This window comes from Leclercia sp. TB492 (genome assembly GCF_049974505.2).
GTDB classification, from domain to species: domain Bacteria; phylum Pseudomonadota; class Gammaproteobacteria; order Enterobacterales; family Enterobacteriaceae; genus Enterobacter; species Enterobacter adecarboxylatus_C.
In genome coordinates, this window is sequence record NZ_CM127572.1 from 4,653,038 (window position 1) to 4,672,275 (window position 19,238).

Below are 19,238 nucleotides of genomic sequence, written 5' to 3' on the forward strand. Positions count from 1 at the left end.
GCTCGATTGCGAAGGAGATGTACGGGAAGCTTATTAATTTAAGGTTAAAGAGAATAGGCATAGTTGCGAATGCTTTTGCGAGCCACTTTCCAGATTCGTACCACCATCAAATTCCTCTGTTTTCATCCGCAGAAAACCAGGCTATAACGCTGTATATCCATACAGATTTAAGGATTAAACGATGGCACTGGAAAAGGGTATTGATAAGCTGGTTCAGGAATTCATCGCCGCAGGGCGACCCTCTTCGCTCGCCCAGAATATTGATGAACGGAGGGCTGGCTATGTTGCCGGTACGGTGCTTGCCGGGGAGAAGGAAACACGCGTCCAGGCAACAATGCAGACGCTGGACGGAATAACGTTTCAGACCTACTCACCGCTCAACGCGCCTGAAACGCTACCCGCCGTTATCTATTATCATGGCGGGTGTTTTGTCAGTGGCGGTTTTGATACCCACGAGCCCCAACTGCGTCAGCTGGCGTATTACAGCAACTGTCGGGTGATTGCGGTGCAGTACAGACTGGCTCCCGAACATACCTTCCCCGCTGCTCATGATGATGCTGAAAGAAGCGCAAATCTGGTCTGGAAGTACGCGGACAGATTTGGCGTGGATAAAACCCGCATCACCCTTTGCGGGGACAGTGCGGGAGGTCATCTGGCACTGGTGACGGCGCTACGGCTTAAGGCCGCAGGTTTGTGGCAGCCCGCTCAGCTGATCCTAATCTATCCTATGCTCGACGCAACGGCGCATTTTGAAAGCTACACCCGCAATGGGCTGGATTATGTTATTACCCGCGATACGCTCCTCAGCGGATACAACATGTATCTTCCCCATACCGAACGCCAGCATCCTGAAGCCAGCCCACTATGGCGGGATGATCTTTATGGCCTACCGAGAACCCATATCATCACCGCCGAGTACGACCCGTTATGTGACGAAGGCGAAGCTTTGTATCAACACATGACCGAACAAGGTGTGAACTGCACCTGCCAGTGCTGGTCGGGTGTGATTCACGGTTTCTTTCAGCTTGGTGGCGTAAGCCAGGCGGCGAGGGATATTATGAGGGATATCGCATGGCGTTTGGGCGCTGTGTCGGCGGAAAGAGAATGAATTAAGAAATCCCATATTGACGATAAAGCAATTAAGATTTGCTCCTGCAAATTTAGCAAAGCAAAATAAATCGCCCAAGGCAGTGTGATAAAGGAAAAATAATCATCACACTCCCCTCTTATCATCATTATTAAATATCTGGCTTCTTTGATTAATGGATTACATCAATGAATAAAAGCTCTCTGGCAATATTACTGGTAGCCTCTCTGACCAGCAGCCTGGCATTTGCAAATAATCACACCTTTTCTTTAGGCTTCGCGCACAGCGACGTTAAGGGCTTTGACAACCTGAATGGCGTCAACGTCCAGTATCGCTACGAATTCGATTCTCCGCTCAGCCTTCTTGGTTCCTTCTCGTGGATGAAAACGCATACTAAGCAGGATTATTTAGCGACCCGCGACGTTGTTCATAATGACATAGACGTAAATTATTACTCTCTGCTGGCAGGGCCGGCGTACCGTATTAATGACTACGTTTCACTTTATGCCCTCGGCGGTGCCGCATGGGTGAAAGCGACCGGAAATACCCGCTGGGTGAATTACGGTAATAATGAAGTGAACCATGACGGTATTTCCGAGAAATCAGCATCTTTCGCCTGGGGAGTGGGCATGGTGATGAACCCGCTCGACAATCTTTCCATTAATCTCGGCTATGAAGGCACGAAGGCCAGCCTGGGGCGTGACTATACGATCAAGGGTTTCAACGTGGGTATGGGCTATCGTTTTTAAGTAAACGGGCTGAGGCTTAACACCGAGAGTTACCCCATTCTCAACGGGTAACTCTCACTCCTGATGCTACTCTTCCTCGTTCCCGCCCTCTTCGTAGGCACCAAACGGCTTCGCGGGCAGCACGATATAGGTTCCTTCAAACACCGCACCAGACGTCTCGTCACCGAACAGCTCCACCAGCATCTGCACGCGGGCTTTGCGGCCGCGGGCCAGACGGTCGAGATCGCCGCTCAGCGAGCCTAAGTCCGCCACCGCGCTCGGCTTACCGCTGATCGGGCGGCTGTAACGAATATGGGCATCGGCGAGGATGATAGTACCGCCCAGGTGGCGCTCGCGCAGCATCAGCCAGATAAGTCCCCAGCCGGTGAGCGTCGCCAGCGAGAACAGGCTGCCGGCAAACAGAGTGTGGTGCGGGTTCTGATTGCCGATCTCCGGCATGGTGGTGATAAATTTTTGCCCGGTGTACTGCTGAATGCGTACCCCCATCTTTTCGCTCAGAGGGATATGCTGATACCAGGCCTGCTGCAGCTGACCGCACCAGTCGGCACGATGCAGAATATCATCCAGCGAGGCGATGGGTTTGATCATCAAAAAATGGCGAATCGGCGTGGTTTGCGGGGTGGTGATTTCGCCCTGGTTTATAAAACCCAGCTTGGCAAAGAACTCCACCGCATCTTCACGCGCGCTACAGGTGACGCGCTTCACGCCCTCCTGACGGGCAACGGACTCCAGCGTCATCGCCATCAGCGTGCCGAGACCTTTGTCCTGTACGCTGGGATGGACCGCCATAAAGCGGATGGAGGCTTCATTATCGGCATTGATATACAGCCGCCCGACGGCGACAAGGTTGCCCTCTTCATCCATCACCATCTGGTGATGTGCCATGGCGTCCCAGGCGTCGCGTTCCGACCCTTTCGGCTGATGTAATGGCTTACGCAGCATCTCCCAGCGGAACTGGTAGTAAAGCGCCAACTCTTCTTCCGTTTGCGGTACTCGAAGGTGATACATAGCTGTACTCTCTCTTGTTACCCGCGGCCATACCGTCAGCTCACTCATACCTGGAGCCAGAACGTGACGGGGCCATCATTTACCAGCGAGACCTGCATATCTGCAGCGAATCGTCCGGTCTGTGTATGCATCTCTTGCTGACGACAACGGTCAACAAAGTATTCATATAACGCTTCTGCCCGATCCGGCGCCGCCCCTTTTGAGAATCCCGGGCGCATGCCGCGCTCGGTATCGGCGGCCAGCGTAAACTGCGACACCACCAGCACGCTGCCACCCGCCTGCTGAACGTTGAGGTTCATTTTGCCTTCCGCATCGCCAAAGATACGGTAGCCCAACACGCGCTCGCATAAGCGGTTGGCTTTTTGCTCGTCGTCATCCCTTTCGACACCTAACAAGACTAAAAGTCCCGGGCCAATTTCACCCGTCACCTCTCCCTCCACGGTGACGCTGGCACGGGTTACGCGCTGGATTAATGCAATCATGGTTGGTCTGCTTCTCGTCGTTTTTCGGCTTCGGCCGCTTTTTTGAGCTCGCGGTATACCCCGAGAGTGACAGTAATTTCCGCGCCAAGCAAGACGATACACCACGTCCAGTAAACCCAGAGGAACAAAATGGGGATCACCGCCAGCACGCCATAAATCAGCTGATAGGAGGGGAACATGGTGATGTAGAGCGCGAATCCTTTCTTGCCCAGTTCGAAAAGCAGAGCGGCCACCAGCGCCCCCAGCATGGCATCCCGGTTAGGCACGCGCGTGGTCGGCACAATGCTGTAGAGTAACCAGAAAGCGAGCCAGGACAAGAGCAGCGGGAAGATGCGCAACACATCGTCAATCACGCTATCGAGTTCGCTGGCCCAGCGTAACGAGAGCAGATAAGAGCTGATCGCCAGGCTGGCCCCGGCCAGTAGCGGCCCCAGAGTCAGGATCATCCAGTACACCGCAAACGAGTAAACTTTAGGCCGTGCGCGGGTGCTGCGCCAGATCGTATTGAGCGCGCTATCAATGGCATACATCAGCAGCAGCGCGGTGACGATAAGCCCGCACGCCCCAACCGCCGTCATCTTGCTGGAGTTGGCGACAAACTGCTCGATGTAATTCTGAATGACATCCCCGGTAGCAGGCATGAAGTTAGCAAAGACAAAATGGCGGAGCTGCAGGCTGACATCCGAAAACATCGGAAAGGCGGCGAAAAGCGCAAAGATGACAGCCACCAGCGGAACCAGCGAGAGCAACGACACGTAGGCGAGGTTACCTGCCAGCGTGGTCATGTTGTCCTCATCGATGCGGTGCCAGAGGAGTTTTAGCCACGCACGCAGCGGTCGGGTGTGGTGGCTGGCTTTTTGATGAACGATTTTTAGCATAACTGCTTCGCAAAGTAGTCAGGTATCGTCTGTTTTCCGGTCACCAGAATTGACGTGATACCCAACTGGTTAGCTCCCTCTATATTATCGACGTTATCGTCAAAAAAGAGGGCGTCGGCGGCAGAGAATCCTTCGGCCTGCAGGACGGCCTGGTAGATCCGTGCTTCCGGCTTACGCATGCCCATCTCCTGGGAAAGATAGATTTTATCTGCGGCCGCTTTCACTTCCGGGTATTCATCCGGCCAGAAGGTAGTGTGCAGGCGGTTGGTATTGGACAGCACCACCACCCGATGCCCCTGCTCACGCAGCTTGTGCATAATGGCAATCACCTCGGGGCGAATCCCGACAAAGATCGCCTGCCAGCCGTGAGAAAATTGTTCGTAACTGAGGGGAAGATCCATCTCATGACAGAGCATTTCGGCGAATTGCTCATCCGAAATCTCACCGCGCTCATGCTGATGGAAGGCGTCGCCCATCGTAAAAGTCTGCTTAAGCGTTGCCAGCGGAACGCGGCTGAAATCACTCCATGTTCCCAGCACACGATTGAAGTCGATATCGACGATTACGTTTCCTAAATCAAAGATATAGAGCATGTGTTTCTCCTTTTCGCCGTGAAAATTAACTGTAGCGGGAAAGAAGATGTTTGGCTATGAGGCGTGCGGCATGGCGGAAAAGAAAAACCCCGCCAGAAGGCGGGGTTTTAGAGGACGGAGAGAAGAAAATTAATCTTCTTTCGGGCCGCGCATTGCGCGTTTACGATCGTTCTCAGTCAGGTGACGTTTACGGATACGGATAGAGGTTGGAGTCACTTCTACCAGTTCGTCGTCATCGATGAATTCCAGAGCCTGCTCCAGAGTCATCTTAACCGGTGGAACCAGAACCGTTGCTTCGTCAGTACCGGACGCACGCATGTTGGTCAGTTTCTTACCGGTCAGGCAGTTTACAGTCAGGTCGTTAGAACGGCTGTGAATACCGATGATCTGGCCTTCGTAAACTTCTGCACCGTGACCCAGGAACAGCTTACCGCGGTCCTGCAGGCTGAACAGGGCGAACGCAACCGCTTTACCCTGACCGTTAGAGATCAGAACGCCGTTGTTACGCTGGCCAACTTCGCCTGGACGTACGTCGTCGTAGTGGCTGAAGGTGGAGTACAGCAGACCCGTACCGGAAGTCATGGTCATGAACTCTGAACGGAAGCCGATCAGACCACGGCTTGGGATCACGTAGTCGAGACGTACGCGGCCTTTGCCATCTGGATTCATGTTTTTCAGGTCGCCTTTACGCTCACCCAGAGCCTGCATCACAGAACCCTGGTGCTGCTCTTCGACGTCCAGCGTTACGTTTTCGAATGGCTCTTGTTTACGGCCATCGATTTCGCGGAAGATTACTTTCGGACGGGAAACCGCCATCTCGAAACCTTCACGACGCATGTTTTCGATCAGAACAGACAGGTGCAGCTCACCACGACCGGAAACACGGAATGCGTCCGCATCAGGGGTCTCTTCAACGCGCAGTGCCACGTTGTGCACCAGCTCTTTGTTCAGGCGGTCAAGGATCTGACGAGAGGTAACAAACTTACCTTCTTTACCACAGAACGGAGAGGTGTTGACGTTGAAGAACATGGTTACGGTCGGTTCATCAACTGACAGGGCTGGCAGCGCTTCAACCGCTTGCGTGTCGCAAATGGTATCGGAGATGTTCAGCTCGCCCAGGCCGGTGATCGCGATGATGTCGCCTGCTTCAGCAATGTCGCTCTCGATACGCTCAAGGCCCAGGTGGGTCAGTACTTTACCGACTTTACCGTTACGGGTTTTGCCTTCGCTATCGATGATAGTGACCTGCTGGTTAGGCTTCACTTTACCGCGCTTGATACGGCCGATGCCGATAACGCCAACATAGTTGTTGTAGTCGAGCTGAGAGATCTGCATCTGCAGAGTGCCTTCAACATCAACGTTTGGCGCAGGAACGCGGTCAACAATCGTCTGATACAGCGGAGTCATGTCTTCAGCCATGTCTTCGTGATCCAGACCTGCGATACCGTTCAGCGCAGAAGCGTAAACGATAGGGAAGTCCAGCTGCTCGTCGGTTGCGTCGAGGTTAACGAACAGGTCGAAGACCTGATCAACAACCCAGTCAGGACGCGCGCCAGGGCGGTCAACTTTGTTGATAACCACGATTGGTTTCAGGCCATGGGCGAATGCTTTTTTGGTTACGAAGCGCGTCTGCGGCATTGGGCCGTCAAATGCGTCAACCACCAGCAGCACGGAATCCACCATGGACATCACGCGCTCAACTTCACCACCGAAGTCGGCGTGCCCCGGGGTATCAACGATGTTGATACGGTAGTCATTCCATTTGATCGCGGTGTTTTTAGCGAGGATGGTAATCCCACGCTCTTTCTCCAAATCGTTGGAGTCCATCACGCGTTCTTGAGTTTCGGCACGCGCATCGAACGTACCGGATTGCTGCAGCAGCTTATCAACCAGGGTAGTTTTACCATGGTCAACGTGCGCGATGATGGCGATATTACGCAGATTTTCGATCACAACTTTGCCTCAGGCATTTAGAAATAGCGCGTTATTGTACACGGATTAATCGCACTACAAAACAGGATCACAAACATCCCCCGCAAACAAGTATCGCAGAGATGCTTTGTGATCGCTTTCACGGAGCGGTAAAAGGGCACTTTAACGTAAATTGCACCAATATGGTGCTCAATGTTCACATTGAAGCACTATACTGGTGCAACAAAACCATCGTGGTGCAGCCCTTTTGCACTATGGTGCGCATGATAACGCCTTTTTGGGGTGTTTTAAAAGTTGGCACAGATTTCGCTTAATAAAAAATACGGCAACCAAAGGCAACATCGCCTGCCTTACACAGAATTTGAAGACCTCGTTACCACGACGACAATGACCAATCTGGAGAGTTAAGTATGTCCGCTGAACACGTTTTGACGATGCTGAACGAACATGAAGTGAAGTTTGTTGATCTGCGCTTCACCGATACCAAAGGCAAAGAACAGCACGTCACTATTCCTGCTCATCAGGTGAATGCCGAATTCTTTGAAGAAGGCAAAATGTTTGACGGCTCCTCGATTGGTGGCTGGAAAGGTATCAACGAATCTGACATGGTTCTGATGCCTGACGCATCCACTGCGCTCATTGACCCGTTCTTCGAAGAATCTACCCTGATCATCCGTTGCGATATCCTCGAGCCGGGCACCCTGCAGGGTTATGACCGCGACCCACGCTCTATCGCTAAACGCGCTGAAGAGTACCTGCGCTCCACCGGCATCGCAGACACCGTGCTGTTCGGGCCAGAGCCAGAGTTCTTCCTGTTCGACGACATCCGTTTTGGTGCGACCACTTCCGGTTCCCACGTTGCTATCGATGATATCGAAGGCGCATGGAACTCCTCCACCAAATACGAAGGTGGCAACAAAGGTCACCGTCCTGCTGTTAAAGGCGGTTACTTCCCGGTTCCTCCGGTCGACTCTTCACAGGACATCCGTTCTACCATGTGTCTGATCATGGAAGAGATGGGCCTGGTTGTTGAAGCACACCACCATGAAGTTGCAACTGCTGGCCAGAACGAAATCGCCACCCGTTTCAACACCATGACCAAGAAAGCGGACGAAATTCAGATCTACAAATACGTTGTGCACAACGTTGCGCACCGTTTCGGTAAAACCGCGACCTTCATGCCAAAACCAATGTTTGGTGACAACGGTTCCGGTATGCACTGCCACATGTCTCTGTCCAAGAACGGGACTAACCTGTTCGCTGGCGACAAATATGCAGGTCTGTCCGAGCAGGCACTGCACTACATTGGTGGCGTAATCAAACACGCTAAAGCGATCAACGCCCTGGCGAACCCAACCACTAACTCCTACAAGCGTCTGGTCCCAGGCTACGAAGCGCCGGTAATGCTGGCCTACTCTGCCCGTAACCGTTCTGCTTCTATCCGTATTCCGGTGGTTTCCTCTCCGAAAGCACGTCGTATCGAAGTTCGCTTCCCGGATCCAGCGGCTAACCCATACCTGTGCTTCGCAGCGCTGCTGATGGCGGGTCTTGACGGTATCAAGAACAAGATCCACCCGGGCGAAGCGATGGACAAAAACCTGTACGACCTGCCGCCAGAAGAAGCGAAAGAGATCCCACAGGTTGCAGGCTCTCTGGAAGAAGCCCTGAACGCGCTGGACGCAGACCGTGAGTTCCTGACGGCTGGCGGCGTGTTCACCGACGAAGCGATCGATGCTTACATCGCGCTGCGTATGGAAGAGAACGACCGTGTTCGCATGACGCCACACCCGGTTGAGTTCGAACTGTACTACAGCGTTTAATCTTCAATCCCTGTCGCGCGGCCTTTCCGCGCGAGATTGATAGCCGTTTTTTTTGTTGCCGTGGAAACTTTTCAGCCCATCTTCGGATGGGCTTTTTTCACCACCAACAAACTGATCTCACGCGCTTTTAACCGCAGAAACGCTATACTGCACTAAAATGGTGCAACCAACTCCAGGAGACTGCTGAATGGCAACTGGCACGCTGCCCGATGCTGGGCAGATCCTCAATTCACTGATCAACAGCATTTTATTGGTCGACGACGATCTGGCGGTGCATTACGCCAACCCTGCGGCCCAGCAGTTGCTTGCCCAGAGTTCACGCAAACTGTTTGGCGCGCCGTTACCCGAGCTGTTGAGTTATTTTTCCCTGAACATCGGCCTGATGCAGGAGAGCCTGCAGGCGGGACAAGGCTTTACCGATAACGAAGTCACGCTGGTGATCGACGGGCGCTCGCATATTCTCTCCCTGACCGCGCAACGGCTGCCGGAAGGCCTGATCCTGCTGGAGATGGCGCCAATGGATAATCAGCGTCGCCTGAGCCAGGAGCAGCTCCAGCATGCTCAGCAGATTGCAGCCCGCGACCTGGTGCGCGGCCTCGCCCATGAGATTAAAAATCCGCTTGGTGGCCTGCGCGGTGCGGCACAGCTGTTAACCAAAGCCCTGCCCGACCCGGCGCTGGCGGAGTACACCAACGTCATCATTGAACAGGCCGACCGCCTGCGTAATCTGGTGGATCGCCTGTTAGGTCCGCAGCAACCCGGGATGCACGTCACCGAGAGCATCCACAAAGTGGCCGAGCGCGTCGTCAAACTGGTGTCGATGGAGCTGCCGGATAACGTCAGGCTGATTCGGGATTACGATCCCAGCCTGCCGGAACTGCCGCACGATCCCGACCAGATTGAACAGGTATTACTGAATATCGTGCGCAATGCCCTGCAGGCATTAGGGGCGGACGGCGGAGAAATTATCCTGCGTACCCGCACCGCGTTTCAGCTCACCCTGCACGGTACACGCTACCGTCTGGCGGCCCGCATCGACGTGGAAGATAACGGCCCGGGGATCCCTTCTCATTTACAGGACACGCTGTTTTACCCGATGGTCAGCGGCCGTGAAGGCGGGACCGGGCTTGGCTTATCCATTGCCCGTAATTTGATAGATCAGCATTCCGGCAAAATTGAATTTACCAGTTGGCCGGGTCATACCGAGTTTTCGGTTTACCTGCCAATCAGGAAATAGAGGGTTAGGTTATGCAACGAGGGATAGTCTGGGTAGTTGATGACGATAGCTCCATCCGCTGGGTGCTTGAACGGGCGCTTACCGGAGCAGGATTAAGCTGCACCGCTTTTGAGAGCGGGGCCGACGTGCTTGATGCACTCACCACCAAAACCCCGGACGTGCTGCTGTCCGATATCCGTATGCCGGGGATGGACGGCCTGGCGCTGTTAAAACAGATTAAGCAGCGCCACCCGATGCTGCCGGTCATCATAATGACTGCACATTCCGATCTGGATGCAGCGGTCAGCGCCTACCAGCAGGGTGCGTTCGATTACCTGCCAAAACCGTTCGATATTGACGAGGCAGTGGCGCTGGTTGAACGCGCCATCAGCCACTATCAGGAACAGCAGCAGCCGCGTAACGCCCCGGTATTCGGCCCTACCACCGATATCATTGGCGAAGCGCCGGCGATGCAGGATGTGTTTCGCATCATCGGTCGCCTGTCGCGCTCCTCCATCAGCGTGCTGATTAACGGCGAGTCGGGTACCGGGAAAGAGCTGGTCGCGCATGCCCTGCATCGCCACAGCCCGCGCGCCAAAGCCCCGTTTATCGCCCTGAATATGGCGGCGATCCCCAAGGATTTGATTGAATCCGAGCTGTTTGGTCACGAAAAAGGGGCGTTCACCGGTGCGAATACCATTCGTCAGGGTCGTTTCGAACAGGCTGATGGCGGCACACTTTTCCTGGATGAGATCGGCGACATGCCGCTGGACGTTCAGACCCGACTGCTGCGCGTGCTGGCCGACGGACAATTTTATCGCGTAGGCGGTTATGCCCCGGTGAAGGTGGATGTGCGCATTATTGCCGCAACGCACCAGAACCTGGAGCAGCGTGTGCAGGAAGGGAAATTCCGTGAGGACTTATTCCATCGACTGAACGTTATTCGCGTACATCTGCCTCCTCTGCGGGAGCGCCGGGAAGATATCCCGCGCCTGGCGCGTCATTTCCTGCAGGATGCCGCCCGCGAGCTGGGGGTGGAAGCCAAACTGCTGCACCCGGAAACCGAGGCCGCGCTGACGCGCCTGGCCTGGCCCGGTAACGTGCGCCAGCTGGAAAATACCTGTCGCTGGTTAACGGTGATGGCCGCAGGCCAGGAGGTGCTGATCCAGGATCTTCCCCCTGAGCTTTTCGAAACCCATGTACCAGAAAGCAGCACCGGTCAGACCCTGCCTGACAGCTGGGCGACGCTGCTGGCGCAGTGGGCCGATCGCGCCCTGCGTTCCGGTCATCAAAACCTGCTCTCCGAGGCACAGCCCGAGATGGAACGCACGCTGCTCACTACCGCGCTGCGCCATACCCAGGGCCATAAACAGGAGGCTGCACGCCTGCTCGGCTGGGGTCGCAATACCCTGACGCGTAAGTTAAAAGAGCTGGGCATGGAGTGAAATTTTACCCGCTGTGTAAAGAGGATGAATTAAGCGCAAACTGGCGTTATTTTGCGCTTTACTGTTCCGATGAGTTAAGTATTATCTTGCCCGGGAAAACGGGGGGATCATCATGCTGGAATCAATCGTGAATATGTTGTCTGGCGGCCTTGAAGCCAGCGCAGCAGCGGGACATACACCACAAACGGCCATTGCAGCTGTGTTGTGTGCGGCGCTGGTTGGGTTGTTTAGTTAGAGGGTTTGCCGGGTGGCGGCTACGCCTTACCCGGCCTACTTACTTCGGTACGCCTTAAATCACCCGCGAGAACTGCTGCAGACGCGCTTTTTGACGCAAATAGGCGTCAAAGCACATGCAGATATTACGAATCAACAGACGCCCCTTCGGCGTGACCTCAATCGCACGCTCCGTGACATCCACCAGCCCATCTTTTGCCAGCGGCGCCAGCAGCTTCAGGTCTTCCGCAAAGTAATCGCTAAACTGCAGATCCCACTGCGCTTCAACCTCGCTGAAGTCGAGGCGGAAGTTGCAGATCAGCGCTTTTATCACGTCCCGGCGGATACAGTCGTCGCGGGTTAACGCGATGCCGCGCCACAGAGCGTTGCCGGTTTCATCCACCTGCTGATAATAGTGCTTCAACTCTTTCTGGTTCTGGGCATAGCAGTCGCCAATCATGCTGATGGCCGAAACGCCCATCCCCAGCAGATCCGTATCACCCTGGGTGGTGTAACCCTGGAAATTGCGGTGCAGTACCCCTTCACGCTGAGCAATAGCCAGCTCGTCATCCGGACGGGCGAAGTGATCCATGCCGATAAACTGGTAGCCGGTCTCGGTCAGAGAGGTGATGGTTTCCTGCAGAATATCCAGTTTTTGCTGGGCGGAAGGCAGGTCGGCATCCTTGATTTTGCGTTGGGCAGCAAACAGCGTCGGCAGATGCGCATAGTTGAAGACGCTCAGGCGATCCGGGTTAAGCTCTGCCACGCGCTTCAGCGTAAAGGCAAAGCTTTCTGGCGTCTGCTTTGGCAGGCCATAAATCAGATCGATATTGGTCGAGGTGAAGCCAATATCCCGCGCGTGATTTAACAGAGCAAAAATGAACTCTTCATCCTGCTCGCGGTTAACCAGGCGCTGAACCTCTTTGTTGAAGTCCTGCACGCCCATACTCAGGCGGTTGAACCCTTCCGTGCGTAAGTGATCCAGTACATCCAGCTCAATTTCACGCGGATCAACCTCGATCGAGATTTCGGCATCATGGTTGAAATTAAAGTTGCCACGCAGCAGCGCCATTAAACGGCTGATTTGCGCTTTATTCAGGTAGGTCGGCGTACCACCGCCCCAGTGGAGCTGGGTGACATGCCGACCGGCAAACTGCGGCGCGCGATGCAGGATCTCCTGCTCAAGCGCATCCAGATACTGATCCGCTTTGTGCTGCTGGCGGGTCACAATTTTATTGCAGCCGCAGAAGTAGCAGAGCTTGTGGCAGAACGGGATATGAACATACAGAGAGAGCGGGCGGTCAGGGTAACGCGCAACTGCCTGCTGAAAATGGCTATCACCGAAGGCGTCGGAAAACTCCAGCGCGGTTGGATAAGAGGTATAACGCGGCCCGGAATAGTTATATTTTTGGATCAGAGCCAGATCCCAGTCGATGGTTGGTACAGACATGTTCACTCCTTCCGTTGGTGTCGCGTTCGTATACGGCGGCCCGTTCTGGCCCCTGTGCGGGCCATGAATCGGGTGCGCAGCCACTTCTGTCGCCGCGACAACCGCCGTAGTTTAACGAATAACCACACCAGATAACATATAACCGGAAGGGTTATAAGCAGGACGATAAAGCCTGCCGGGTGCAAATGTTAGTTTCCACCTTTCAGCAGGCGCATCATGTCTTCCTGCTTCTCTTCTTCTTCCTCTTCCTCTTCGTCGTCGTAAGAGAGGCCAAGCTTCTGCATCAGCTCATCAATGCGGTCCAGTTTGGCATCCACCCATGACTGCTCTTCAGCATTCAGGGTTTCACCCTCTTCAAGACGTTCCAGCAGCGCGTCCAGGCGCTCATCATTCTCCAGCAAATCCAGCTCAGCCTGCGGTGAAAGCATAGGTTTCTCGCTCTTGGGTTTGTGCTGCCTGGTGACCGGGGCATCGGTCACGCCTAATGGAACAGGTGTTTTACTGCCGATACGCGGGTCTTTCTGCTGCTTGTTTTTCGCAGACGCGCCGGATGAGTCACCGCCACTCGCGCGGCTGCCGGCAGCATGACCACGATGCTTTTTATCGCGTTTGCGATCGCGCGCTTCCTGATTCAGTTCTTCGCGCGTTTTGCGGCGTGCTTTTGCTGGACGTTTAGCGCCTGCAGCGGAGGTCGGTTTTTTCATGTTGTTTTGTCTTTAACTCGTTTTCTTCAGTATAGAATTGCGGCGAAATCTAGCAGAAAGCAAGCAAAGAAAAAAGGCGACAGAGCAATCTGTCGCCTTTTTTCCTGACTCACAACCCGTTATGGGTCTGACAATCCCTGTTTGCTGACAACTAACCCTGTTTTTCCGTTAGCAGGTACCGTCCGTGATAGGTCCTTTTCCCTTTTCAACGCCTCCGAGGCGTGCGTCTTCCTGACAATCCTGTGTCTTCGCCTCCTGGCGCTCCTGACCCTTATCCTTAAGTCCGGTTCCTCTCGGCATCCTCGCCGTTGAACGTTACTTTACGCTGTCAGGCAAAACCTACAACCCACTCACGCGACTTACGCGCGACTTTCAGATTAAGACTAAGCGTTAATAGGCTGATTTTAATAGTTTTGAATTTTTAACACCCTGCGATTTTTCTTAAATCTCCCATAGTAAAAAGGGCAGATCTCTTACAAAGCTCATGGTTTTTACTTACAGCCGCATTGCCGATGGGAAAAGCCTTTTCTCTCTGTTCAGGTATAATCCCCCCAACGTTACGAATTTCTGGAGACAACCACGTGACCAACCTGAATTATCACCAGACGCATTTTGTCCTTAGTGCGCCTGATATTCGCCATTTACCCGCTGATACGGGTCTTGAAGTGGCATTTGCTGGCCGGTCCAACGCGGGGAAATCCAGCGCTCTGAATACCCTGACCAATCAGAAAAGCCTGGCCCGTATCTCTAAAACGCCTGGCCGTACCCAGCTGATTAACCTGTTCGAAGTTGCACCAGGCAAGCGCCTGGTTGACCTGCCAGGCTATGGCTACGCCGAAGTTCCGGAAGAGATGAAAATCAAGTGGCAGCGCGCCCTGGGTGAATACCTGGAAAAACGCCTGTGCCTGAAAGGTCTGGTCGTGCTGATGGATATTCGCCATCCGCTTAAAGATCTTGATCAGCAGATGATCCACTGGGCCGTAGAAAGCGGGATCCAGGTGCTGGTACTGCTGACCAAAGCCGACAAGCTGGCCAGCGGCGCGCGTAAAGCGCAGGTGAATATGGTGCGTGAAGCGGTTCTGGCATTCAACGGCGACATCCAGGTTGAAGCCTTCTCTTCGCTGAAGAAACTCGGCGTGGATAAACTGCGTGAGAAGCTGGATCACTGGTACAGCGAGCTGGAACCCGCGACAGAAGCGGAAGAGTGATAATAAGCGCGGCGATGTCCGCGCTTTTTTTGCGCTGAATTTACTTTGCCGCAATAAAAAACGCCCCAGTCATTACTGACTGGGGCGGCTAAAATATTCAGCCAAATCCGATTACGTGAAGTAAAAGGTCTGAAAGATAGAACATCTTACCTCTGTACCCTACGTGAATAACTCTACTCTGTTTTAGACTATAGACAAAGCACTTTTTGTAGTTTTTTTTCATTCTTTACATAGGGAATTCTAATGATCATCACAAAACGTTCATGGATATGTTGCTTACTTACAAAAACAGGTCATATCCCATAAAGAGTTAGTGAGCCTGATCCCAGTTTTCTCCGCTATCCACTTCCACCAGCAACGGTACATTCAGCTTCACGGTATTCTCCATCAGTTCATGGATCTTTTTCGAGACGGCTTCCAGATCGTCTTTGTGCACTTCGAACACCAGTTCATCGTGTACCTGCATGATCATACGAACCCGCGGCTGCTCCTTCTCCAGCCAGGCATCAACGGCGATCATTGCACGCTTAATGATATCTGCCGCCGTCCCCTGCATCGGGGCGTTGATTGCTGCACGCTCGGCACCGGCACGGCGGGCAGCATTGCTGGATTTGATATCCGGCAGATAGAGGCGGCGTCCTTCCAGCGTTTCGACATAGCCTTTTTCTTTCGCCTGGGCGCGGGTGGTCTCCATGTACTGCAGCACGCTCGGATAGCGTTCGAAATAGAGATCCATATACTTCTGCGACTCTTTACGCGGAATGTTGAGCTGACGGGAGAGACCAAATGCGCTCATACCGTAGATCAGACCAAAGTTGATCGCTTTTGCGCTCCGGCGCTGTTCCCCGGTGACACTCTCAAGTGACATGCCAAACACTTCGGCCGCCGTGGCCCGGTGGATATCCTGTCCTTCCGCAAAGGCGGTCAACAGTCCCTTATCCCGGGACAGGTGCGCCATAATACGCAGTTCAATCTGTGAGTAGTCAGCAGAGACAATGACGTAGTCCTGCGGCGCAATAAACGCCTGACGAATACGACGCCCCTCTTCATTACGCACCGGAATGTTTTGCAGGTTAGGATCGGTTGAGGACAGTCGCCCGGTAGCCGCCACTGCCTGATGATAGGAGGTATGCACGCGACCCGTTTTCGGGTTGATCATCAACGGCAGCTTATCGGTGTAGGTCGATTTCAGCTTGGCCAGCCCGCGGTATTGCAGGATCACTTTTGGCAGCGGATAGTCCAGTGCCAATTCCTCCAGCACCTCTTCGGAAGTGGACGGCGCCCCGCCCGGCGTCTTCTTCAGCGGCTTAATGCCCTGCTTTTCAAACAGGATGGTCTGCAGCTGCTTGGTGGATGAGAGATTAAACGGCTCGCCGGCGATCTCATGCGCTTTTTGCTCAAGTTCGTTCAGGCGCAACGCGATCTCTTCCGAGTGTTTATGCAGCACAGCCGGGTCGATCCTGACGCCGTTGCGCTCAATCCGGGACAGAACCGGCACCAGCGGCATCTCGATATTCTGGAACACGTTCAGCGGCCCGGCGTGTTTTTGCAGCTTTGGCCACATCTTTAAATGCAGTTGCAGCGTGACGTCGGCATCTTCAGCCGCATAGTGTCCCGCCTCTTCAAGAGCAATCTGGTTAAACGTCAGCTGATTCTTGCCCTTACCCGCAATCTCTTCAAAGGTTACGGTTTTGTGCTTCAGCCAGCGATCGGAGAGTGAATCCATATCGTGACGACCGGCCACGCTGTCGAGGATATAGGACTCCAGCATGGTATCGAAGGCAATGCCCCGCAGCTCAATGCCGTAGTTCTGCAGGATGCCGCGATCGAACTTCAGGTTTTGCCCCACCTTAAGTGCTTTTTCGTCTTCAAGGATCGGCTTGAGGAGCTCGAGTACGCGCTCGCGGGCGATCTGTTCAGGCGCATCCAGATAGTCGTGTGCGACCGGCACATAAGCGGCAACGCCAGGCTCAGTGGCGAAGGAGAGACCCACCATATTGGCGGAGACATTATCGAGACTGTCGGTTTCGGTATCAAAAGCGAACACCGGCGCCTGCTTTAATTTTTCAATCCAGACCTGCAGCTGTGCTTCATCAAGGATGGTTTCGTAATGTTCAGAAGAGAGGACGCTGGCTTCTTCTTCCGGCTCCTCTTCTGCATCGATCGCCCGCGTCTCTTTCGGCTTAGCCGCCGGTTTAGCCCCTTTCGCCTGCAGCCATTTCCCCGCTTCAAGATCGGTTATCCAGCGTTTGAATTCATACTGCTTAAACAGGCCCAACAGCTCTTCGGCAGCAGGCTGCTGCACTTCCAACTGCTCGCAGGTCAGATCCAGTTCAACGTCGGTTTTAATGGTCGCCAGCTGATAGGAGAGGTACGCCACCTCTTTGTTTTGCTCAAGCTTAGCGGCCATGGTTTTGGCACCGCGGAAGGTTAACCCGGCAATTTTATCCTGCTCGCTATACAGCGTATCCAGCCCACCCAACCCCTGCAGCAGAGCCTGGGCCGTCTTCTCGCCTACGCCCGGCACGCCCGGGATGTTATCGGAGGAGTCGCCCATCAGGGCGAGGAAGTCGATGATAAGCTCCGGCGGCACGCCATACTTTGTCACCACCTCTTCCGGGCCGAGGATAGTATTGGTCATGGTGTTAATCAGGGTGATCCCCGGCGTAACCAGCTGCGCCATATCTTTATCACCGGTACTGATCAACACAGGGCGACCCAGCTTTTCGGCTTCCCGCGCCAGCGTACCGATCACATCGTCCGCTTCTACGCCAGAGACAGCCATTAAAGGCAGCCCCATCGCTTTCACCATCTTATGCAGGGGTTCAATCTGCGCGCGCAGATCGTCCGGCATCGGCGGGCGATGGGATTTGTAATGTTCAAACAGCTCATCCCGGAAAGTTTTGCCTTTCGCATCGAAGACTACGGCGGCATGGCTCGGCTGATACTGCAGGATCAAGCTACGCAGCATGTTCAGCACGCCATACATTGCGCCCGTAGGCTCTCCCGCGCTGTTGGTCAGCGGAGGAAACGCATGATACGCCCGATAGAGGTAAGACGAACCGTCGACGAGAATAAGCGGATTTTCGGGGATCTGAACCATAATGTCCGTGCCTTTGAGTAATTTATGGATAAAGGATGCCACAGAAGGATGAAAACATCAGTTTTTCGCGGCCAATACAGCCAAAGATTTTGCGATCCTGAGGATCGCTCGCAAATAAAATCTGTGGATAAGTTTGTGAGTAGTTTCTGCGGCCTGAACTAAATGTGCTATCTGACGATCGTTTAAATAATATTAAATTTTAATAATCAATAATTTATAATTTGATCGCGATCTCATATTGCTGATTGATGACAATTTACTCCATGTGGATATAAGCCACACTGGATCCGCGCCACAGGATTTTTCTCCACCGGGTATGCAATTCAGAATTCCCACCAGGTAAAAGCGCCATCCTTAGAACGTTTTCTGGTAAAATCAGCGCCCGGTGTCTGTTTATCAGGCGCTAATTATAGCTAACTACCTGAAAACATTCATCATGTCTAGACTGCTGGCTGCGATCATACTCCTTTTAAGTATCGCATTAACTATTCTGGTCACCATCGCCTGTTCTGTGCCGATCATCATCGCCGGAATAATTAAACTGCTATTGCCGATCCCCGTCGTCTGGCGTGCTGTCTCTGCCTTCTGCAACTTTATGATGTACTGCTGGTGCGAAGGCCTGGCGGTACTACTGCGTCTTAACCCGCATCTGAAATGGGATGTTCAGGGTCTGGAAGGGCTTAACAAGAAAAACTGGTATTTGCTGATCTGCAACCACCATAGCTGGGCCGATATCGTGGTGTTGTGCGTGCTGTTTCGCAAACATATCCCCATGAATAAATATTTTCTTAAGCAGCAGCTTGCCTGGGTGCCCTTTATTGGCCTGGCCTGTTGGGCGCTGGATATGCCTTTCATGAAACGCTATTCGCGTAGCTATCTGATTCGTCATCCTGAGCGTCGTGGCAAAGATGTTGAAACGACCCGCCGCTCGTGCGAGAAGTTTCGCGCGCACCCTACCACGATCGTCAACTTTGTCGAAGGCTCTCGCTTTACCGAAGTGAAGCAGCAGCAAACCCGCTCTCCCTATGCCAACCTGCTGCCGCCCAAAGCGGCCGGGATCGCCATGGCGCTTAACGTGCTGGGTCAACAGTTCGATAAATTACTGGACGTGACGCTCTGCTATCCCGAAAACGATAAGACGCCGTTTTACGATATGCTCAGCGGCAAGTTAACCCGGATCGTGGTGCGTATTAATCTGGTGCCTGTGGCGGAGGAATTACACGGGGACTATGTCAGTGATAAGAACTTTAAACGACGTTTCCAGCTCTGGCTGAATACGCTCTGGAGTGAGAAAGACGCGCTGATAAACACGATTAAAGCGGAATACAAAAACGCCGGTCATTGACCGGC

Annotated in this window: 17 protein-coding genes and 1 pseudogene; 8 read left to right on the forward strand and 10 right to left on the reverse strand. The window is 53.6% G+C overall.

The features are described 5' to 3' along the window. Positions 1-181 precede the first annotated feature (181 nt). Positions 182-1,108 carry an alpha/beta hydrolase gene (locus ACP4QI_RS22090; RefSeq protein WP_426495941.1) on the forward strand — a complete coding sequence of 309 codons (927 nt, stop codon included), beginning with the start codon at positions 182-184 and terminating at the stop codon, positions 1,106-1,108. 167 nt (positions 1,109-1,275) lie between these two features. Then, the gene (locus ACP4QI_RS22095; RefSeq protein ID WP_156264969.1) at positions 1,276-1,836 is read left to right on the forward strand and encodes an Ail/Lom family outer membrane beta-barrel protein; all 561 of its coding nucleotides are present in this window, start codon (positions 1,276-1,278) and stop codon (positions 1,834-1,836) included. 66 nt (positions 1,837-1,902) lie between these two features. On the opposite strand, the gene fabY is transcribed toward ACP4QI_RS22095, so the two are convergent. From fabY to typA, 5 genes are all read right to left on the reverse strand, one after another. Beyond that, the gene (gene fabY / locus ACP4QI_RS22100; protein WP_185902396.1) at positions 1,903-2,844 is read right to left on the reverse strand and encodes a fatty acid biosynthesis protein FabY; all 942 of its coding nucleotides are present in this window, start codon (positions 2,842-2,844) and stop codon (positions 1,903-1,905) included. Positions 2,845-2,888: 44 nt separating this feature from the next. Beyond that, positions 2,889-3,326 carry a D-aminoacyl-tRNA deacylase gene (gene dtd, locus ACP4QI_RS22105; protein ID WP_142487608.1) on the reverse strand — a complete coding sequence of 146 codons (438 nt, stop codon included), beginning with the start codon at positions 3,324-3,326 and terminating at the stop codon, positions 2,889-2,891. After that, the gene (locus ACP4QI_RS22110; RefSeq protein WP_231313401.1) at positions 3,323-4,204 is read right to left on the reverse strand and encodes a virulence factor BrkB family protein; all 882 of its coding nucleotides are present in this window, start codon (positions 4,202-4,204) and stop codon (positions 3,323-3,325) included. The genes dtd and ACP4QI_RS22110 overlap by 4 nt, the downstream gene beginning before the upstream one ends. Further along, on the reverse strand, positions 4,198-4,797 hold the full coding sequence (yihX, locus tag ACP4QI_RS22115; protein ID WP_142487610.1) for a glucose-1-phosphatase: 600 nt from the start codon (positions 4,795-4,797) through the stop codon (positions 4,198-4,200). Before yihX ends, ACP4QI_RS22110 begins: the two co-directional genes overlap by 7 nt. A 129-nt stretch (positions 4,798-4,926) precedes the next feature. After that, entirely contained in the window at positions 4,927-6,750 is a 1,824-nt protein-coding gene (typA, locus tag ACP4QI_RS22120; RefSeq protein ID WP_142487611.1) for a ribosome-dependent GTPase TypA, read from the reverse strand. Between the two features lie 389 nt (positions 6,751-7,139). Between typA and glnA the strand changes: the two genes are divergently transcribed. From glnA to ACP4QI_RS22140, 4 genes are all read left to right on the forward strand, one after another. Continuing rightward, positions 7,140-8,549, forward strand: a complete 1,410-nt coding sequence (gene glnA, locus ACP4QI_RS22125; protein WP_142487612.1) for a glutamate--ammonia ligase — start codon at positions 7,140-7,142, stop codon at positions 8,547-8,549. 187 nt (positions 8,550-8,736) lie between these two features. Then, positions 8,737-9,786: a nitrogen regulation protein NR(II) gene (gene glnL, locus ACP4QI_RS22130; RefSeq protein WP_142487613.1), complete on the forward strand. Its 1,050-nt coding sequence runs from the start codon at positions 8,737-8,739 to the stop codon at positions 9,784-9,786. A gap of 11 nt (positions 9,787-9,797) precedes the next feature. Further along, positions 9,798-11,210, forward strand: coding sequence for a nitrogen regulation protein NR(I) (gene glnG, locus ACP4QI_RS22135; RefSeq protein ID WP_142487614.1), 1,413 nt, complete (start codon positions 9,798-9,800; stop codon positions 11,208-11,210). Positions 11,211-11,322: 112 nt separating this feature from the next. Further along, on the forward strand, positions 11,323-11,445 hold the full coding sequence (locus ACP4QI_RS22140) for a YshB family small membrane protein (RefSeq protein WP_285112470.1): 123 nt from the start codon (positions 11,323-11,325) through the stop codon (positions 11,443-11,445). 54 nt (positions 11,446-11,499) lie between these two features. Here ACP4QI_RS22140 and hemN read toward each other — a convergent pair whose 3' ends face one another. The 3 genes and pseudogenes from hemN to ACP4QI_RS22155 all read right to left on the reverse strand — a co-directional run. Continuing rightward, positions 11,500-12,873, reverse strand: coding sequence for an oxygen-independent coproporphyrinogen III oxidase (gene hemN / locus ACP4QI_RS22145; protein WP_142487616.1), 1,374 nt, complete (start codon positions 12,871-12,873; stop codon positions 11,500-11,502). Between the two features lie 188 nt (positions 12,874-13,061). Further along, the gene (gene yihI, locus ACP4QI_RS22150; protein WP_142487617.1) at positions 13,062-13,577 is read right to left on the reverse strand and encodes a Der GTPase-activating protein YihI; all 516 of its coding nucleotides are present in this window, start codon (positions 13,575-13,577) and stop codon (positions 13,062-13,064) included. A gap of 192 nt (positions 13,578-13,769) precedes the next feature. After that, a pseudogene (locus ACP4QI_RS22155) lies at positions 13,770-13,877 on the reverse strand (hypothetical protein); the annotation flags it as partial. 281 nt (positions 13,878-14,158) lie between these two features. Here ACP4QI_RS22155 and yihA point away from each other — a divergent pair. Continuing rightward, positions 14,159-14,785, forward strand: coding sequence for a ribosome biogenesis GTP-binding protein YihA/YsxC (gene yihA, locus ACP4QI_RS22160; RefSeq protein WP_142487618.1), 627 nt, complete (start codon positions 14,159-14,161; stop codon positions 14,783-14,785). A gap of 97 nt (positions 14,786-14,882) precedes the next feature. On the opposite strand, the gene ACP4QI_RS22165 is transcribed toward yihA, so the two are convergent. Further along, the gene (locus ACP4QI_RS22165) at positions 14,883-14,930 is read right to left on the reverse strand and encodes a spot 42 RNA, inhibition of DNA synthesis (RefSeq protein WP_071892919.1); all 48 of its coding nucleotides are present in this window, start codon (positions 14,928-14,930) and stop codon (positions 14,883-14,885) included. Between the two features lie 165 nt (positions 14,931-15,095). Continuing rightward, positions 15,096-17,888 carry a DNA polymerase I gene (gene polA / locus ACP4QI_RS22170; protein ID WP_426495940.1) on the reverse strand — a complete coding sequence of 931 codons (2,793 nt, stop codon included), beginning with the start codon at positions 17,886-17,888 and terminating at the stop codon, positions 15,096-15,098. A 436-nt stretch (positions 17,889-18,324) separates the two neighbouring features. Here polA and ACP4QI_RS22175 point away from each other — a divergent pair, with 436 nt between their 5' ends. Then, positions 18,325-19,233, forward strand: coding sequence for an acyltransferase (locus tag ACP4QI_RS22175; RefSeq protein WP_142487620.1), 909 nt, complete (start codon positions 18,325-18,327; stop codon positions 19,231-19,233). The last annotated feature ends 5 nt before the right edge of the window (positions 19,234-19,238 follow it).